Source organism: Chromobacterium paludis (assembly GCF_008275125.1).
In the GTDB taxonomy this organism is placed as follows: domain Bacteria; phylum Pseudomonadota; class Gammaproteobacteria; order Burkholderiales; family Chromobacteriaceae; genus Chromobacterium; species Chromobacterium paludis.
The window spans coordinates 2,299,175-2,315,234 of the sequence record NZ_CP043473.1; the positions used below are offsets into that span (position 1 = coordinate 2,299,175).

At 65.2% G+C, this 16,060-nt stretch carries 15 protein-coding genes; 7 read left to right on the plus strand and 8 right to left on the minus strand.

Annotated features, from left to right (window positions below; translation table 11 throughout):
- Nucleotides 1-59: 59 nt before the first annotated feature.
- Nucleotides 60-2,024, plus strand: a complete 1,965-nt coding sequence (gene acs / locus FYK34_RS10645; protein WP_149296338.1) for an acetate--CoA ligase — start codon at nt 60-62, stop codon at nt 2,022-2,024.
- A 45-nt stretch (nt 2,025-2,069) separates the two neighbouring features.
- Here acs and FYK34_RS10650 read toward each other — a convergent pair whose 3' ends face one another.
- Entirely contained in the window at nt 2,070-2,600 is a 531-nt protein-coding gene (locus FYK34_RS10650) for a GNAT family N-acetyltransferase (RefSeq protein ID WP_149296339.1), read from the minus strand.
- Between the two features lie 125 nt (nt 2,601-2,725).
- Here FYK34_RS10650 and FYK34_RS10655 point away from each other — a divergent pair, with 125 nt between their 5' ends.
- Nucleotides 2,726-3,436, plus strand: coding sequence for a class I SAM-dependent methyltransferase (locus FYK34_RS10655; RefSeq protein WP_149296340.1), 711 nt, complete (start codon nt 2,726-2,728; stop codon nt 3,434-3,436).
- A gap of 42 nt (nt 3,437-3,478) precedes the next feature.
- On the opposite strand, the gene FYK34_RS10660 is transcribed toward FYK34_RS10655, so the two are convergent.
- From FYK34_RS10660 to FYK34_RS10675, 4 genes are all read right to left on the minus strand, one after another.
- Entirely contained in the window at nt 3,479-5,368 is a 1,890-nt protein-coding gene (locus tag FYK34_RS10660; RefSeq protein ID WP_149296341.1) for a methyl-accepting chemotaxis protein, read from the minus strand.
- Between the two features lie 133 nt (nt 5,369-5,501).
- Nucleotides 5,502-6,050: a DUF4865 family protein gene (locus FYK34_RS10665; RefSeq protein ID WP_149296342.1), complete on the minus strand. Its 549-nt coding sequence runs from the start codon at nt 6,048-6,050 to the stop codon at nt 5,502-5,504.
- Nucleotides 6,044-6,451 carry a tautomerase family protein gene (locus FYK34_RS10670; RefSeq protein WP_149296343.1) on the minus strand — a complete coding sequence of 136 codons (408 nt, stop codon included), beginning with the start codon at nt 6,449-6,451 and terminating at the stop codon, nt 6,044-6,046. The genes FYK34_RS10665 and FYK34_RS10670 overlap by 7 nt, the downstream gene beginning before the upstream one ends.
- A 10-nt stretch (nt 6,452-6,461) precedes the next feature.
- Nucleotides 6,462-6,776: a carboxymuconolactone decarboxylase family protein gene (locus tag FYK34_RS10675; protein WP_149296344.1), complete on the minus strand. Its 315-nt coding sequence runs from the start codon at nt 6,774-6,776 to the stop codon at nt 6,462-6,464.
- 107 nt (nt 6,777-6,883) lie between these two features.
- On the opposite strand from FYK34_RS10675, the gene FYK34_RS10680 reads away from it, so the two are divergent.
- From FYK34_RS10680 to FYK34_RS10700, 5 genes are all read left to right on the plus strand, one after another.
- A complete protein-coding gene (locus tag FYK34_RS10680) occupies nt 6,884-7,780 on the plus strand; it encodes a LysR substrate-binding domain-containing protein (protein ID WP_149296345.1) in 897 nt (298 codons plus the stop codon).
- 88 nt (nt 7,781-7,868) lie between these two features.
- Nucleotides 7,869-8,639 carry an electron transport complex subunit RsxB gene (gene rsxB / locus FYK34_RS10685; protein WP_149296346.1) on the plus strand — a complete coding sequence of 257 codons (771 nt, stop codon included), beginning with the start codon at nt 7,869-7,871 and terminating at the stop codon, nt 8,637-8,639.
- The gene (nth, locus tag FYK34_RS10690) at nt 8,636-9,268 is read left to right on the plus strand and encodes an endonuclease III (RefSeq protein ID WP_149296347.1); all 633 of its coding nucleotides are present in this window, start codon (nt 8,636-8,638) and stop codon (nt 9,266-9,268) included. The genes rsxB and nth overlap by 4 nt, the downstream gene beginning before the upstream one ends.
- Nucleotides 9,269-9,394: 126 nt before the next feature.
- The gene (locus tag FYK34_RS10695) at nt 9,395-10,852 is read left to right on the plus strand and encodes a DegQ family serine endoprotease (protein WP_149299913.1); all 1,458 of its coding nucleotides are present in this window, start codon (nt 9,395-9,397) and stop codon (nt 10,850-10,852) included.
- An 834-nt stretch (nt 10,853-11,686) separates the two neighbouring features.
- Entirely contained in the window at nt 11,687-12,427 is a 741-nt protein-coding gene (locus tag FYK34_RS10700) for an iron-containing alcohol dehydrogenase (protein WP_149296348.1), read from the plus strand.
- Between the two features lie 66 nt (nt 12,428-12,493).
- On the opposite strand, the gene FYK34_RS10705 is transcribed toward FYK34_RS10700, so the two are convergent.
- The 3 genes from FYK34_RS10705 to FYK34_RS10715 all read right to left on the minus strand — a co-directional run bounded on the left by FYK34_RS10705 (nt 12,494) and on the right by FYK34_RS10715 (nt 15,994).
- Complete coding sequence (locus FYK34_RS10705) at nt 12,494-13,891, minus strand: amino acid permease (RefSeq protein WP_149296349.1); 1,398 nt, start codon at nt 13,889-13,891, stop codon at nt 12,494-12,496.
- A gap of 263 nt (nt 13,892-14,154) precedes the next feature.
- Nucleotides 14,155-14,619 (minus strand): hypothetical protein, encoded by a 465-nt coding sequence (locus FYK34_RS10710; RefSeq protein ID WP_149296350.1) that lies wholly within the window; start codon nt 14,617-14,619, stop codon nt 14,155-14,157.
- 109 nt (nt 14,620-14,728) lie between these two features.
- Nucleotides 14,729-15,994, minus strand: a complete 1,266-nt coding sequence (locus tag FYK34_RS10715) for a carbohydrate porin (RefSeq protein WP_149296351.1) — start codon at nt 15,992-15,994, stop codon at nt 14,729-14,731.
- Nucleotides 15,995-16,060 lie beyond the last annotated feature (66 nt).

Consider the following 16,060-nt stretch of genomic DNA (forward strand, 5'->3'; position numbering starts at 1 on the left):
TTGACACGCCGCGCGCCTGACGACGCGCGGCGACAACATCAAAGACTTTGGAGAAACACATGTCGACGCTAGATTCCATCCTCAAGGAAACCCGCAGCTTCGCCCCGTCGGACGAGTTCCGCCGCAAGGCGGCGATCAGCGGCATGGAGGCCTACAACGCCTTGTGCGAACAGGCCGACGATCATTACTTGTCGTTCTGGGGGGATCTGGCGCGCGAACTGATCACGTGGAAGAAGCCGTTCTCCCGCGTGCTGGACGACAGCCAGGCGCCGTTCTTCAAGTGGTTCGACGACGGCGTGCTGAACGCGTCCTACAACTGCCTGGACCGCCATCTGGCCGCCAACGCCAACAAGATCGCCATCATCTTCGAAGCCGACGACGGCGAGGTCACCCGCGTCACCTACGCCGAGCTGCACCGCCGCGTCTGCCAGTTCGCCAATGGCCTGAAGAGCCTGGGCGTGGCCAAGGGCGACCGCGTGGTGGTGTATATGCCCATGGGCATAGAAGCCGTGGTGGCGATGCAGGCCTGCGCCCGCATCGGCGCCATCCACTCCGTGGTGTTCGGCGGCTTCTCCGCCGGCGCGGTGCGCGACCGCATCCAGGACGCCGGCGCCACCGTGGTGATCACCGCCAACGAAAGCGTGCGCGGCGGCAAGAGCGTGCCGCTGAAGGCCACCGTAGACGAGGCGCTGGCGCTGGAAGGCGCGGAGTCCATCCAGCACGTGGTGGTGTATCAGCGCACCAATGGCGGCGCCGACTGGACCGACGGCCGCGACGTGTGGTGGCACAAGCTGGTCGAAGGCCAGAGCGAGGCCTGCGAGCCGGAATGGATGAACGCCGAGGACCCGCTGTTCATCCTCTACACCTCCGGCTCCACCGGCAAGCCCAAGGGCATCCAGCACAGCACCGCCGGCTATCTCTTGGGCGCGATCAACAGCTTCCGCTGGGTGTTCGACTACAAGCCCAACGACGTCTTCTGGTGCACCGCCGACGTGGGCTGGATCACCGGCCACAGCTATGTCTGCTACGGCCCGCTGGCCAATGGCGCCACCCAGGTGATCTTCGAGGGCGTGCCCACCTACCCGGACGCCGGCCGCTTCTGGCGCATGATTGAAAAGCACAAGGTTTCCATCTTCTACACCGCGCCGACCGCCATCCGCTCGCTGATCAAGCTGGGCGCCGACCTGCCCAAGCAGTTCGACCTGTCGTCCCTGCGCGTGCTGGGCACGGTGGGCGAACCGATCAACCCGGAAGCGTGGATCTGGTATTACGAAACGGTGGGCGGCGGCCGCTGCCCCATCGTGGACACTTGGTGGCAGACTGAAACCGGCTCGGCGATGATCGCGCCGCTGCCGGGCGCCGTCGCCACCAAGCCGGGCTCGTGCACCTTGCCGCTGCCGGGCGTGATCGCCGACATCGTCGATGAATCCGGCGCGCAGGTCGAACCAGGCCGCGGCGGCTTCCTGGTTATCAAGAAACCGTTCCCGTCCCTGGTGCGCACCATCTGGAACGACCCGGACCGCTTCAAGAAAACCTATTTCCCGGACGAGTTCAACGGCCAGTACTACCTGGCCGGCGATTCGGCCAACCGCGACGAGAACGGCTATTTCTGGATCATGGGCCGCATCGACGACGTGCTGAACGTGTCCGGCCACCGCCTGGGCACCATGGAGATCGAATCGGCCCTGGTGGCCAATCCGCTGGTGGCCGAGGCCGCCGTGGTGGGCAAGCCGCACGACGTCAAGGGCGAGGCCGTGGTGGCCTTCGTGGTGCTGAAGGGCGCGCGGCCGCAAGGCGACGCCGCCAAGACCGTGGCGGCGGAGTTGAAGAACTGGGTGGCGCACGAGATCGGCAAGATCGCGCAGCCAGACGATATCCGCTTCGGCGAGAACCTGCCCAAGACCCGCTCCGGCAAGATCATGCGCCGCCTGCTGCGCTCCATCGCCAAGGGCGAGGAGATCACCCAGGACGTGTCCACGCTGGAAAACCCGCAAATCCTGCAGCAGCTGCAACAGCCCCTGTAATCCCCTTGTAGACCTTGACGGCCGTCGCCCGCGCGACGGCCTTTTTTATTTCAGCGGGAAAGACGGCGAGCGGCACGCCATATGCCACAGGTCGTGCCACTCGCCATGCAGCAGCATGCTGCGCTCCGCCTTGCCGAACACGCTGAAACCATTGCGCTCCAGCACCTTCAGCGAGCCGGCATTGGCCGCCCGCACTGCGGCCTCCAGCCTGGCCAGCTTCAGCTCGCCAAACGCCTTGTCGCGCAGCGCCGCCAGCGCCCGGCTGGCGATGCCTTGGCCGGCATCCGCCTCGCCCACCCGATAGCCCAATTCCGCCTTATGGAAATACCGGCGCTCCACGCCGTGCAGATTGATGCGGCCGGCGATGCGGCCCTCATGCCAGATCAGGTATTGATAACCCTGATCCGCCACCGCCTCACGGCCGGCGGCGTCTATCGCCTCGCGCACCGCGTCCAGCTGGTAATAGCCGTCCGGCCGGGCATTGATCCAGCGCTCGAAATAAGCGCGGTTCGCCAGCTCGAAATCCAACAGCGCCGCGGCGTCTGCCGCCCGCGGCGGATGCAATGTGATATCCATGCGCCTCCCGATTTTCATCAGGATAAAACGACTCGCCGCCAGGGTCCATTTTTATGACCTTTGAATTTTTTAGCGATAAAATCTTAGACTCCAAGGCATCTTTGCACCGACAAGGCCCAACCGCAATGTCATCGCCGCATCTGAACTTCTCCGGCCTGCCGGAAACCGAGCTGGCCGCGCTGGACGCTCGCCTGGCCGGCAGCCAAGCCAAATGGCCGGCGTTCTACGCCGACAGGCAACGCCCCTGCCCTTTCTTTGTCGAGGCGCCGGATGAAAACCTCGCCGGCTGGATAGATGCCGGCCGCATCGCGCCGGGACTCGCCCTGGATTTGGGCTGCGGCCATGGCCGCAACGCGCTGTTCTTGGCCAGCCGGGGCTTTCGCGTGCAGGCCGTCGATTTTTCCGACAGCGCCGTCGCCTGGGCGCGCGAACGCGTCGCCGCCAGCGGGCTTTCCGTGGAAGTGTGCCAGGCCTCGGTATTTGAGTGTCCCTTCGACGAGGCCGCCGCCGACCTGGTTTATGACGGCGGCTGCTTCCACCATCTGGCGCCGCACCGCCGCCATCAATATATGGAACGCGTCGCCCGCATGCTGAAACCCGGCGGCGGCTTCGGCCTGGTGTGCTTCTCGCCGGAAGGCGGCGGCGGCTTCAGCGACGCCGAGGTATACGAGCGCAACAGCCTCGGCGGCGGCCTGGGATACGACGAGCCGCGCTTGCGCGAGCTATGGTCGCCGTGGCTGGAAATCGAAACCATCGCCCCCATGCGCGAGCTGCCGGCAGACGGGCCGCTGTTCGGCAGGGGATTCCTGATGACCATGCTGGCGCGCAAACGGTAAGGCGGAAGCCCGTGGGCGTTCCGCCGTCCGCCTGCCGGCTGCTCACTCCAGCCTGAAGCGCGCGATCATCTTATCCTGCTCGGCCACGTCGGCGGCGGTGTCGCTGCAGTGCTGCAGCTGCACCTGGGCCGCGTCGCTGACGCGCTGGCCGATATGGCGGATATTGCCGGCGCTGTCGTTGATTTCACGCGTCATCTGGCTTTGACGCCCCACCGCGTCGGCGATATCGCCATTGCGGGCATTGATGTCGGAAATCACATCCTGAATGCGCACCAGCATCTCGCTGATCTGCTCGGCGTCCTTCACCGTGCCGCTGGCGCATTCGCGGCTCTCGTCCATCTTCTGCCGCGCGGCGGACACCCCGCGCTGCAACTGATCTATCATGCCGCGGATTTCCTGGGTGGCCTGCTGGGTCTGCGAGGCCAGCTTGCGCACCTCGTCCGCCACCACGGCGAAGCCGCGGCCCATTTCGCCGGCGCGGGCCGCCTCGATGGCGGCATTCAGCGCCAGCAGATTGGTCTGCTCCGCCACGCCGGTGATCACCCGGACAATGGACTCGATGTTCTTGCTGAACTCGGCCAGCTCGTTCATCGAATGCGAAGTCTCATCCAGGGTATCGGCCAGCCGGCGTATGGTCTGGCCGGACTGGCTCACCAGCGCCACCCGGCTGCCGGTTTCCTCGTGCGCCTGGCGCGCGGCCGCCGCCACCGCCCCGGCATTGGATGTCATCTCGCCGGCTGCCTCCGCCATCTGGCCGATGGAGGCCACCAATTGCTCCAGTTCCTGCCGCAGCTGGCTGGCTTCATCGTTGCTCAGCCTGGCCTCGTTGGCGCTTTGCTCGGTGCCTTGATGCACGCGCAGCGAAATCTGCCGGATATCGCCGATCAATTGCTGCAGATAGGCGATGAAGCGGTTCAATTCGCGCGCCACTTCGCCGAACTCGTCCTTGGACGATTCGTCAATGCGGCGGGTCAGATCGCCGTTGCCGCTGTTCAGCTCGGTCAAGGAGTGCTTGAGCTGCTGCAGCGGCCGCCGCAGTATCTGCTGCATCAGCGTGCTGAGGATGACCATGCTCAGCACCACGCCTATCACCGCGCCCCAGAAGCCGCGCCAGCCTATCTGCCGGGCGGACGCCATCACCTTGTCCTCGTCCAGCACCACGCCCACCAGCCACTTGGCCTGCTGCAGCGAGCCCAAGGGATGGAACACCACCATCAGCCGCCGGCCGTTGGCCTCGATCTCCTGCACCTGGTCGTTCAGCGCCGGCGCGGTGCCGCCGAACAATTCGGCGACGCTCTTGCCGTTCAGCTTGGCGTCGGGATGGCTGATGATCTTGCCGTCCGAAGTCAGCAGGAAGGCGTAGCCCGCGCCGTTGAAAGTGGCGGTATTCAATGCCTCCGATACGGTTTTCAGGCTGAGGTCGCCGCCGAAGGCGCCTTTGAACACGCCCTTGTCCGTCATCTTGGCCACCACGGAGATCAGGATCTCGCCGGTGGCGGAGTCTGCGTAAGGCTCGGTCAGTGTGGCGCCGGACGCGGCCTTGGCCAGCGGGTACCAGGGACGCTTGCGCGCGTCCCAGTCCGGCGGCGGGTTCCAAGAGGAGTCATTGGAAATCTTCTTGCCGTCGGTTTCCAGCCCGCCGAAGATCAGCTTGAAGCCGCTTTTCAGCGAGGGCAGCAGGAACACCTCTTGAATCCGCTCCGGGCTGAAGCCGGCGTCTATCATTTCCGACATCAGCTGAATCTGCCCCAGCTTGCCGTTCAGCCAGTTGGCGATCTGCTCCGACAACACCTCGCTGCTCTGCGCGATCTCCTGCTCCTTGCCGGAGCGCACGCTGTCGGCCACGCTCAGATACTGCAACCAGGACAGGGTGGACAAGGTGGCGGCCAGCACCAGGGCGGAAATCAGACCGGCTTTATGCGCGATTTTCATGGCGCGGCTCCATGGCAAAACACAGTAGTTTTACCATAGCCTCCCCCTCGCGCCTACCAAGCGGCGCCGGCCGCCTTATGCGCATGACAAAAAATAAAATCACAATAAAAACAAAGTCATGCAAAGTAGACAACTATCCCCCCATGGACACCCGGCCCACCCGGTAGCGCGGGCGCCGGCCATCGTCAGCGGCCGGCCGGCGCAGCAGCAAAACGCGCGTCAGCACCCACGTGCCGGGATCAAAAGCCACCACGGCGGCCAACACGTTCCCGTCGGCCAAGCGCTCGCGGCCCCAGGCGGCTTCCGCCGCGCGGCGCGTCTCCAGCGCCTCCCCTTCCGCCAGGGGCAGGCATTCAATCTCGGCATGGCGAGCCTCGGCCGCCTCTTGCCTCCACTCGCCGAACCAGGCCACGGCGCTCCGCACCGCCGGGCGGCCAAACGACTCGCTCAGCGCGGCGAAGCCTGGGCCGGACAGGAAATCGCGCATGCCCTCCGCCGTCCGCCACAGATAGAATGGCGCGTAGGCATTGGCCCCGTCCTCCAGCTTCAGGCTGTATAAATATGCCTTGAACGCCAGGCCCGGCATGCCGTCGGTCAGATGGCCTTTGTCGGCGATGCGGCGTTCGATGATGTCCATCGGGTAGTCCGCCGGCAGCGCGACGCGGTATTGCATGCTCAGCATCGTTGCAATTCCTCCGCGCTCAGCGTGGACGCCATGCGGCCATGGCTGAACGACCAGTTGTCCATCTCGCCGTCGGAGATCACCACCATCAGGTCGGCCGGCGACAAGCCCGGTGAAGCGCTCAGCCGCTCCGCCATGCGGGCATACAACGCCGCCTTGGTTTCGGCCGCGCGCGGTTTGCCGGTCTGAATCGCCACCAGCGCGAAATCATCGGAACGCGGGCCATCGGCGTAATCGCGGTCGAAAATCATCTCGCCCGGCTCATGCTGGTGGATCAATTGAAAGCGATCGGCCGGCGGCACGGCAAAGCATTCCACCATGGCTTGATGGACGCTGTCGGCCAGGGCGCGCAAATACTGCGGCGACTTGCCTTTAAGCACGTCAATGCGGACATAGGGCATGGTGTTTTCCTTATTTAGCCTGATCGGCCAGGACCGCATCCAATTGTTCCAACGCGACAGTGGCGGACGGCCAGCCAACATAAAAGGCCAGATGGGTCAACAGCTCGGCCAGCGCTTCGGCGCTCAAACCGTTGTCCAGCCCGCGCCGCAAATGGAAATCCAGGGCATGCGGGCGGGACTGGCCCAGCACGGCGGCGATGGTGATCAGGCTGCGCTCGCGCGGCGACAGCGCGCCGCGCTGCCAGACGTCGCCGAACAAGACCTCGCGCGTCAGCTGATCCAGCTTGGGCGCGAGGCGGGGCAAGGCATGAGAAGGGGAAAACATGGCTAGGCTCCTGCGTGGGGAAGACGTGCGCTCACTGTATACCTGGCCATTCATGCTAAAAATCGCATATATTTTTACAAACCATCCCAAATTTCAGGATTATAATCATGCGCAAGCCCCTATTCGACCTCGATGCGCTGCACAGCTTCGCCAGCGGCGTGGAGCTGGGCAGCTACGCCCGCGCCGCCGAGCGCCTGCACCGCTCCACCTCCGCCGTCAGCGCCCAGCTGAAGAAGCTGGAGGAACAGGCCGGCGCGCCCATTCTGCAAAAGGACGGCCGCGGCCTGGCGCCCACGCCGGCCGGCGAAATCCTGTTGTCCTACGCGCGGCGACTGCTGGAACTGAATGACGAGGCGGTGCAGGCCGTGCGCGGCGCGGCGCTGGCCGGCAGCGTGCGGCTGGGTCTGGCCGAGGACTTCGGCGAGGGCATGCTGCCGCAGGCGCTGGGCCGCTTCGCCCGCGCCTGCCCGGAGGTGCATGTGGAAGTGCGCGTGGGCCGCAGCCTGGACTTGAGGCAGGCGTTGCTGGCGGGCCAGTTGGACCTGGCCCTGCTATGGAGCGACGGCTCGCCCTGGTCCCATCAAGACCAACTGGGACGCATCCCGCTGCGCTGGATAGCCGCTGTCGGCCAGCCGTTGCTGCCGCATGGGCAGTCCTTGCCCTTGGTGCTGTTCGATTCGCCCTGCCTGGTGAGGCGACTGGCTTGCGACGCGCTGGACCAGGCCGGCCAGCCCTGGCGCATCGCCGTCAGCGGCGGCAGCCTGGCTGGACTGTGGTCCGCCGTGCGCGCCGGCCTGGGCATCAGCGCGCGCACCGGCCTGGGATTGCCGCCCGACTTGCGCCCGTTGGCGCCTGGCGAGGGCGGCCTGCCGCCCCTGCCGGGGCTGGACCTCGCCTTGCAAAGGGCACAGACGCCGCTGCCCCCACCCGCGGAGCAACTGCGCCGCATCCTGCTGGAAAGCCTGGACGCTCGCCTGGGGGACGCCCAAACGGCCAGATCATGACGGTGGCGCGCAGCCGCACCGGATCAAGTATTGAAGCCAAAGCGGCTAACGACGATAATTAGCGGTTTTTCAAGTGGAATTCGACAGCATGGCCGCCATCTCCCTCGTCGAACGGATCGACGCCCTCCTGCCGCAGACCCAATGCGGGCAATGCGGCCACAAAGGCTGCCGCCCGTACGCCGAGGCGCTGGCGGAAGGCCGCGACCCGATCAACCGCTGCCCGCCAGGCGGCGAGGACGGCGTGCGGGCGCTGGCAGCGCTGCTGCATCAGCCTGTCGTCCCGTTCGATCCGGCCGGGCCGCAGCCCAAGCCGCGCGCGCTGGCCGTGATACGCGAAGACAGCTGCATAGGCTGCACCCTGTGCATACAGGCCTGTCCAGTGGACGCCATCGTCGGCGCGGCCAAGCAGATGCACACCGTGATCGCCGACGAATGCACCGGCTGCGAGCTGTGCTTGGCGCCCTGTCCCGTCGACTGCATCGACCTGATCCCGGTCGCCGACCCGGACGACGGCAAACGCGAACGGGTGATGGCGCGCGCGGCGCAGGCGCGCAAGCGTTACGACGCCCACCAGGCGCGCAAGGCGCGCGACGCGGCGGACAAGGCGAAACGGCTGGCCGAGCGCGCCGCCGTGCCGCCCAAGCCTGCCCCGGCCGCGGCGCCTGCCGTGGCGGAAACGCCGTCGGCCGCGGCCGTGGACAAGAACGAGCTGATACGCAAGGCCATGGAACGCGCCAAGCAGCAAGCCCCTGTGGCGGCCACCGCCTCTTCAGACAAAATGGCGGTGATCCGCGCCGCCATGGAACGCGCCGCCGCGATGAAAGCCGCCCAGCAGGAAGCCGACAAGGATAAAGAGTGAACGCCGCCAAACGACTGGAGATTTTCCGCCGCCTGCGCGAAGCCAATCCTCACCCCACCACCGAGCTGGAATACGCCACGCCGTTCGAATTGCTGATCGCCGTGCTGCTGTCCGCCCAGGCCACCGACGTCGGCGTCAACAAGGCCACGCGCCGGCTCTACCCGGTGGCCAACACGCCGGCCGCCATGCTGTCGCTGGGCGAGGAAGGCCTGGCCGACTTCATCAAGACCATAGGCCTGTACAAGACCAAGGCCAAGAATGTGATCGCCACCTGCCGCCTGCTGCTGGAAAAGCACGGCGGCGAGGTGCCGCAAACGCGCGAGGCGCTGGAAGCGCTGCCTGGCGTGGGCCGCAAAACCGCCAACGTGGTGCTGAACACCGCCTTCGGCCAGCCCACCATCGCGGTGGACACCCACATCTTCCGCGTCTCCAACCGCACCCGCATCGCCCCGGGCAAGGACGTGCGCGAGGTGGAGGACAAGCTGCTCAAGTTCGTGCCGGCCGAGTTCAAGCTGGACGCCCACCACTGGCTGATCCTGCATGGGCGCTACGTCTGCAAGGCCCGCAAGCCGGAATGCCAGCGCTGCGTCATCTCAGACCTCTGCGAATATCCGGCAAAACCGTTATGATTGAAGGAGAGAGAGAAACCGGGCGCAGGAAGATAACAAGCGGATTGCAAAAACGCGCAGTCGCCCCCACTTACATTCCCGCATCAGATAATTGAAGGATCGCCCGTGACCAACAGTCTCCGCATCATGGCCGGCGCCCTGCTCGCGGCGTCGCTGCTGTGTGGCTGCGACCGGATTGAACAGCTCGTCAAAGGCAGCAGCCAGCCTGCCCCCGTCGCCATTCCCGCTCAGCAGGATGGCCGCGTCGCCATGCTTTTGCCCGACTTCACCCAGCTTGTCACCCGCGACGGCCCTGCCGTAGTCAACATCCAGGCCGCGCGCGACAGCGCCTCGCCGCAGCCCAGCAGCGCCTCTCAGTTGCCCGTGCCGGAGGATGATCCGCTATACGACTTCTTCCGCCGCTTCATGCCCAACCAGCCGCCGCAAGACCAGGCGCCGGAAGACAGCGTGTCCTACGGCTCCGGCTTCATCATCAGCAGCGACGGCTTCATCCTGACCAATGCCCACGTGGTGGCCGATGGCCGCCAGATCCGCGTCACGCTGACCGACAAGCGCGAACTGCGCGCCAAGCTGGTGGGCCTGGACAAGCGCAGCGACGTCGCCCTGCTCAAAGTGGCGGCAGCCGACTTGCCGGTGGCCAAGATAGGCAACCCGGCCGACCTGAAAGTGGGCGAATGGGTAGCCGCCATCGGCGCGCCGTTCGGCTTCGACAACACCGTCACCGCCGGCATCGTCTCGGCCAAGGGCCGCAGCCTGCCCGACGAAACCCTGGTGCCCTTCATCCAGACCGATGTGGCGATCAATCCCGGCAACTCCGGCGGCCCGCTGTTCAATCTGCGCGGCGAAGTGGTCGGCATCAACTCGCAGATTTACAGCCGCTCCGGCGGTTTCATGGGCATCTCCTTCGCCATCCCCATCGACCTGGCGATGCAAGTGGCCGACCAGCTGAAAACCAAGGGCCGCGTCAGCCGCGGCCAGCTTGGCATCAACATTCAGGAAGTGACGCAGGAGCTGGCGCAGTCCTTCGGCCTGCCGCGCCCTTCCGGCGCGCTGGTGGTGCGCGTGGACCCGAAAGGTCCGGCGGCCAAGGCCGGCCTGCAACCCGGCGACATCATCCTGAAGCTGAACAGCCAGTCCATAGACAGCTCCAAGGACCTGCCCATGCTGGTGGGTTCGCTCGGCCCCGGCACCAAGATCAAGCTGGTGGTGTGGCGCAAGGGCTTCGAGAAAACCATGGAAGCCACCCTGATGGAACAGGCGCCGGATGCCGACAACAGCGCCAAGCCTGCCAACGACAACACGCCGCAGGGCTATCAGTTCGGCAAGCTGGGCCTGACGCTGTCCGAGCTGACCCCGCAACAGCGCGCCGACCTGGGCATACGTGGCGGCCTCTTGATCCAGAAATCGCAAGGCCCGGCCTCCCGCTCCGGCCTGATGCCCGGCGACATCATCCTGGGACTGAACCAGAATGACGTGACCAGCATCAGCGCCTTCGAAAAAGCGCTGGCTAACTCGGGCGGCCATGCCGCCCTGCTGGTCAAGCGCGGCGAAGCCGTGCTGTTCATCGCGCTCCGCACCGACTAAGCGCCGCGCCGCTCGCCTCGCAGCCGCTTGCCCTTCCGCAAGCGGCTTTTTATTTCCCAGCCGGCAGGAAGGCCGCAGCAATCGCATTTCAAACTAGACTCGTCCGCGCATAATTATCCATATGCCATGCTAATCATTCTCACCCGCCCCTGATGGTGCATCATGCAATGCTGGACTCGAACAGGCTAGCGCTCGCCCTCGTCGGCGTCGCGCTGATGCCGGCCTCCGGCTTTTGGCTGCTGTTGCCCCCCCCGTCTGCGCCATCTTGCTGCGCAAACCCAGGCCGCTCGCGCTGTCCTGATCGAGGACCCGAGCCAGCCGCCTCGCGCCTTCAGCCACATCCACCCCGATCCTTACCAACATGCCTGCCGCCCTGCCTGGAGCAAGGCAAGCAGGTCTGGACACTCGTTTACACGACGCGGGGACGACAGATGCGCGGGCTTGCCTTGCGCGTGATTGACGGCCGGCAGTCATCGGGCCAAAGCCGTTGGGTGCGGTTCAACGCGCCGCGGAAGCGCAACGAGCCGCGGCCGCCGCCCTGCGAAGGCAGGACACCATCACTCTGCGCGCCCACTCGCCATGGCCGTCGCCGCAACACGATGAAGGTTTCAGCCGCCCCATCAAAATCCCTGCCAACGCTTTCTGATGCCCGCCCCGCTGCCACGACTCTCTCCGCGATAAAAATGCCAGACATTTGATTTTATTGATTGCCGCCGCAGCTCACGGCCTCATGCGGACACATTCCCACGCCTTCCCCTTTGCATTACAATAGCCAGCTAAATCATTTGGCATTTAATGTCAAAAAAATAATTTCATTCGATTGGAAAGAGAAATATGAAACGCAAGCTATGGATAGCCGCCTTAGGCCTGCTGGCGGCTCAAACCACCCTTGCACAGTCCGTCACGCCCCAGGAAATCGGCAGTGGCCAGCTGGTCGGCGAAAAACAGGTCTCGCTGTATCGGCAAACCGACGATGCGCTGCCGCAAGTCAGCTTCAACACCACCGGCTACACGCTGATCGGCATGCTGTACGTGGCGGCAGCCGTCGCCAAGATGAAGTCGCAAAGCAGCAGCCTGCAGGAGGCGTATCACAACTACCTCAAGTCACACCCGGAGCAACCGTCGCTGCAGCAGGCCTTTCGCGACAAGGTGGCGCAGGATTTGAAAACCGCAGGCATCGAAGTGGCGAATTTCGACGAGGTGCAGGCCGAGACCACGGACAAAGCGGTCATATACCACGTCGACGCCGCCAAGCTGAGCAGCCACAAACTGGTGGTGCTGGACAAGCTGGGCAGCGCCTATTTCGCGCCCAGCTCCACCGACCCGTACAAGCCGCGCGCCCAAGTGCTGGTCACCGTGTTCGACCGCGACCATCCTGACGCCCAGCCGCTGCAATTCATGCGCGTGGCCAGCGGCGTGCCGGACGATTCTCCTTACGTGTTCAAGGACTACGAAGCCCTGAGCAAGGACACCGGTCAAGCCTATGCCGGCCTCAGGGCCAGCGCGGAAACCTTGGCCGACGAGCTGGTGCGGTCGCTGACCCAGCCCCTTGCCACGGCCAGCGCCGCCCCTTGAGCATTGCACCAGGCATGAAAAAAGGCGAGGCCCACGGGCCTCGCCTTTTGCATGCCATCCGCCGGTTTACGCCGGATTGTGCAGCAGCGAATTGCGCCGCGAGTAGCCGAAGTAGACCATCAGGCCGATGCCCAGCCAGATGGCGAAGCAGGTCCAGGTCAGCAAGGACAGCTGGGTCATCAGGAAGCCGCAGAACAGGATGGCCAGGCCAGGAATCAGCGGCACCGCCGGGCAGACGAACTTGCGCGGCAGGTTCGGTTCGCGCTTGCGGAGCACGATCACCGACAACGCGATCAGGGTGAAGGCGGCCAGGGTGCCGATGTTCACCAGTTCGGCCAGCGTGTGCAGCGGCACCAGGCCGGCGATCAGGGCGATGATGGTGCCGATCAGCCAGGTGGCCTTGTACGGCGTGCCGTATTTCGGGTTCACGTCGGAGAAGATCTTGGGCAGCAGGCCGTCGCGGCTCATCGCAAACAGGATGCGAGTCTGGCCGTAAGTCATCACCAGGATCACGGTCATCATGCCCAGGATGGCGCCCAGGTCCACAAAGCCGGCGAACCAGTTCAGCTTGGCCACTTGCAGGGCCAGCGACACCGGATGGTCCACGCCGGCGAACTGCAGGTAGGGCACGATGCCGGTCATGATGGCGGCCACCACCACGTACAGGATGGAGCACACCGCCAGCGACCAGATCACGCCGCGCGGAATATCTTTGGCCGGGTTCTTCACCTCCTCGGCCGCGCAGGTCACGGCGTCAAAGCCGATGAAGCTGAAGAACACGATGGCCGCGCCATGGAACACGCCGGAGAAGCCGAAGGGCAGCGCCGGCTGCCAGTTGGCGGGCTTGACGTGCCACACGCCGATGGCGATGAACAGCAACACCACGGCCACCTTGATCAGCACCACGATATTGTTGACGCGCTTGGATTCCTTGATGCCGAAGGCCAACAGCGCGGTGATGATCATGGCGATGCAGAAGGCCGGCAGGTTAAACAAGGTGTCCTTGCCCGGCACCGAGCCGGCGGCGGCGGTCAGCGCCTGCGGCAGCGTCACGCCGAAGCCGGCCAGCAGGCTCTGGAAGTAGCCGGACCAGCCCACGGACACCGCGGACGAGGCCAGCAGGTATTCCAGCAGCAAGTCCCAGCCTATGATCCAGGCGACCAGCTCGCCCAGGGTGGCGTAAGCGTAGGTGTATGTGGAGCCGGAAATCGGCAGCATGGAGGCGAATTCGGCATAGCACATCGCCGCGAAGCCGCAGGCGAAGGCGCTGATGACGAAGGAGAGCACCAGGCCGGGGCCGGCGATGGTGGCGCCGGTGCCGGTCAGCACGAAGATGCCGGTGCCGATGATGGCGCCTATGCCCAGCATGGTGAGGTCAAACGCGGAAAGCTCTTTTCGCAGCCCGCGCGAAGTCTGAGCGGAGGCCAACATGCCCTGCACGCTCTTCTTGCGCATCAAACTCATTGTCTACTATCCCGTGATGATGGCCGTCACCGGTCGGCGCGGCCGCAAGCGGCCGCGCTGAAACGACGAGACGCCCGCTGTCCAGGCGGGCGCCTCATACTCGGATTAGGCTGTAAAGTGATCTGATTTGTCCCCCCGCGCCGCCCTGTCTTATGCAGGCCGTGTCAACGGAGGCTTTTGATAGTACAGCAGGGGCCTGCCATCACAATGCGGGAAAACGGCAATGGCCAAACAGAAGAAATTCAGCATTTATTAAAATTACATTACAACGGCAGCGGCAGGCGATCCAGCAAACGCCTGGCCGCCGCTTCCAGCCGCGCCCGCGCATTGCCCTCGCCGCCCAGCCGCTCCCTACCGGACCAGAACACCGCGCCATCCACGCCGCGCACGGTCAGGCTCAGCGCCGGCCAGCTCTCCAGCCGATAAGGTGGATCGCGCCAATAGCCGTCATCACGCCAGCCTGGCGGCTGCGCCACCCACTGCTGGTCCAAACTCTCGGCAAAACACAGCCGCCAAGCCGGCCGCCCGCTCTCCTGCAGCCCGCGCAACGCCAGCTGCGTGGCCATCCAGTCATGCCAGCCGATGGCCGCACCGCCTGAGGGCAGGCATTCCAGCATGACGCCCTTGGCCACGGCCGCCGCGGGCGCGGAAGCCGCCTGGCCGCCCGCCCACGCCAAGCTGGCCCACAGCATGCCGGCCGCCGCGCCGCCGGCCAAAACCAGCCTCATGCCCCTCTCCCCATCCATGCGATATTCAGTACAGACAGCCGCCCCAAAGCAAAGTGCCGCGACTCTCGCCGCGGCACCGCTTATCCAGAACCAGAGCATCACGCCTGGCTTACCACCAGGCCTCCAGCTGCACGCCGAAGGTATTGGCGTGGGTGCGGCCATTGGCGGCGAAGGTGGTCAGATTGGCCTGGGCCGCCGCGTGGTTCCAGTTGTAATGGCTGGCGTACACCCGCAGTTCCGGCCGGGTCCAGAAGTCCGTATTGGGCGCGAAAGCCACCGCCAGCGTCGCCTTGTTCAGCCGCTGCGAGGGCTGATTGTCGGTGTCGCGGCTGGTCAGCCCGATTTCGCTCAACAGCTTGACGTTGGCCGCCACGCCGTAGGACAGCCGGCCGCCCACGGAGGCGTCGCGGTACTTGGCCGCGTTGTCCGGCGATACCGTCTGCCAGCCCAGCACCGCCTGGCCTCCAAAGCGCCCACGCTGCCAGTCCAGCACGTCGGCGATGCGGCTCTGCCGCGCGCCGGCCTGCGCCGCGCCGCCGCTGTCCAGATTGTAGAACTGGCCGGACAGCGAGGCATGGCCGGTAGACGCTTGCAGGAACAAGGAATTATTGATGCCCTGAGCCAGAAAGTCCTTCTGATTGTGCAACAGGCCCAGCGCCGCGCCGGGCTTGCCGATGGCGAAATCGCCGCTGACGGCCGCGCCAGTCAAGGTCAGCTTGCCGCCCGGATTAGTCGCGATGCCGGCCAGCTGGAAGTTGGCGCGGCGCGCGTTGTTTAGCGTGGCGTTGTCGTTGGCGTAGCTGCCGGACGAGGAGACGGACAGATTGAGCTTGGCCTGGCCGACGGCGATGCCGTCCACCCCTGCGCCGTAATTGTCGCCGTCCTGCATCAGCCAGTTGTCCAGGATGTGGATGTCCTGGATGCGGTGGTAACGCTGGCCGGCCCACAGCGTCAGATTGGGCGCGAATTCCAGCCCGCTGATATAGCCGTAGACTTGCGAGGCGCTGGTCTTGCCGTTGTAGATGGTGGGCATTACGTAAGCGCCCCAGCTCACGCCGTTGCCCAGCATCCATTTCTTGCCTATGCCCAGCTCGATATAGGTGTCGCCCTCGTTGCCCAGGCGGTAGTGCTGCAAGTCCCCGCCCAGTTGGTACTGGCCCTTGGGCAGGTTATTGCCGCTGCCGTAGAAGCCGCTGCGCAGATAGCCGTCAAACTGGAATCCCATCTCGTCCAGCGCCTGCTTCACCGCGCCGCTCAATTGCTCGGCGCTGAGCTGCGGGGCCCGCGCGGCGGCAGGCGCCGGGTCAGCCCAGGCCGGCAGGCCGGCGCTCAGCGGCAATAGCAGGCACAGCCAGTTGATGGTTTTTGTCCTCATTTTCGTCTCCTTGTCCCAATGGGTGATGTCGCCCGTTTTCCGCGGGCAAAGCTCCGCCCTGCTAGC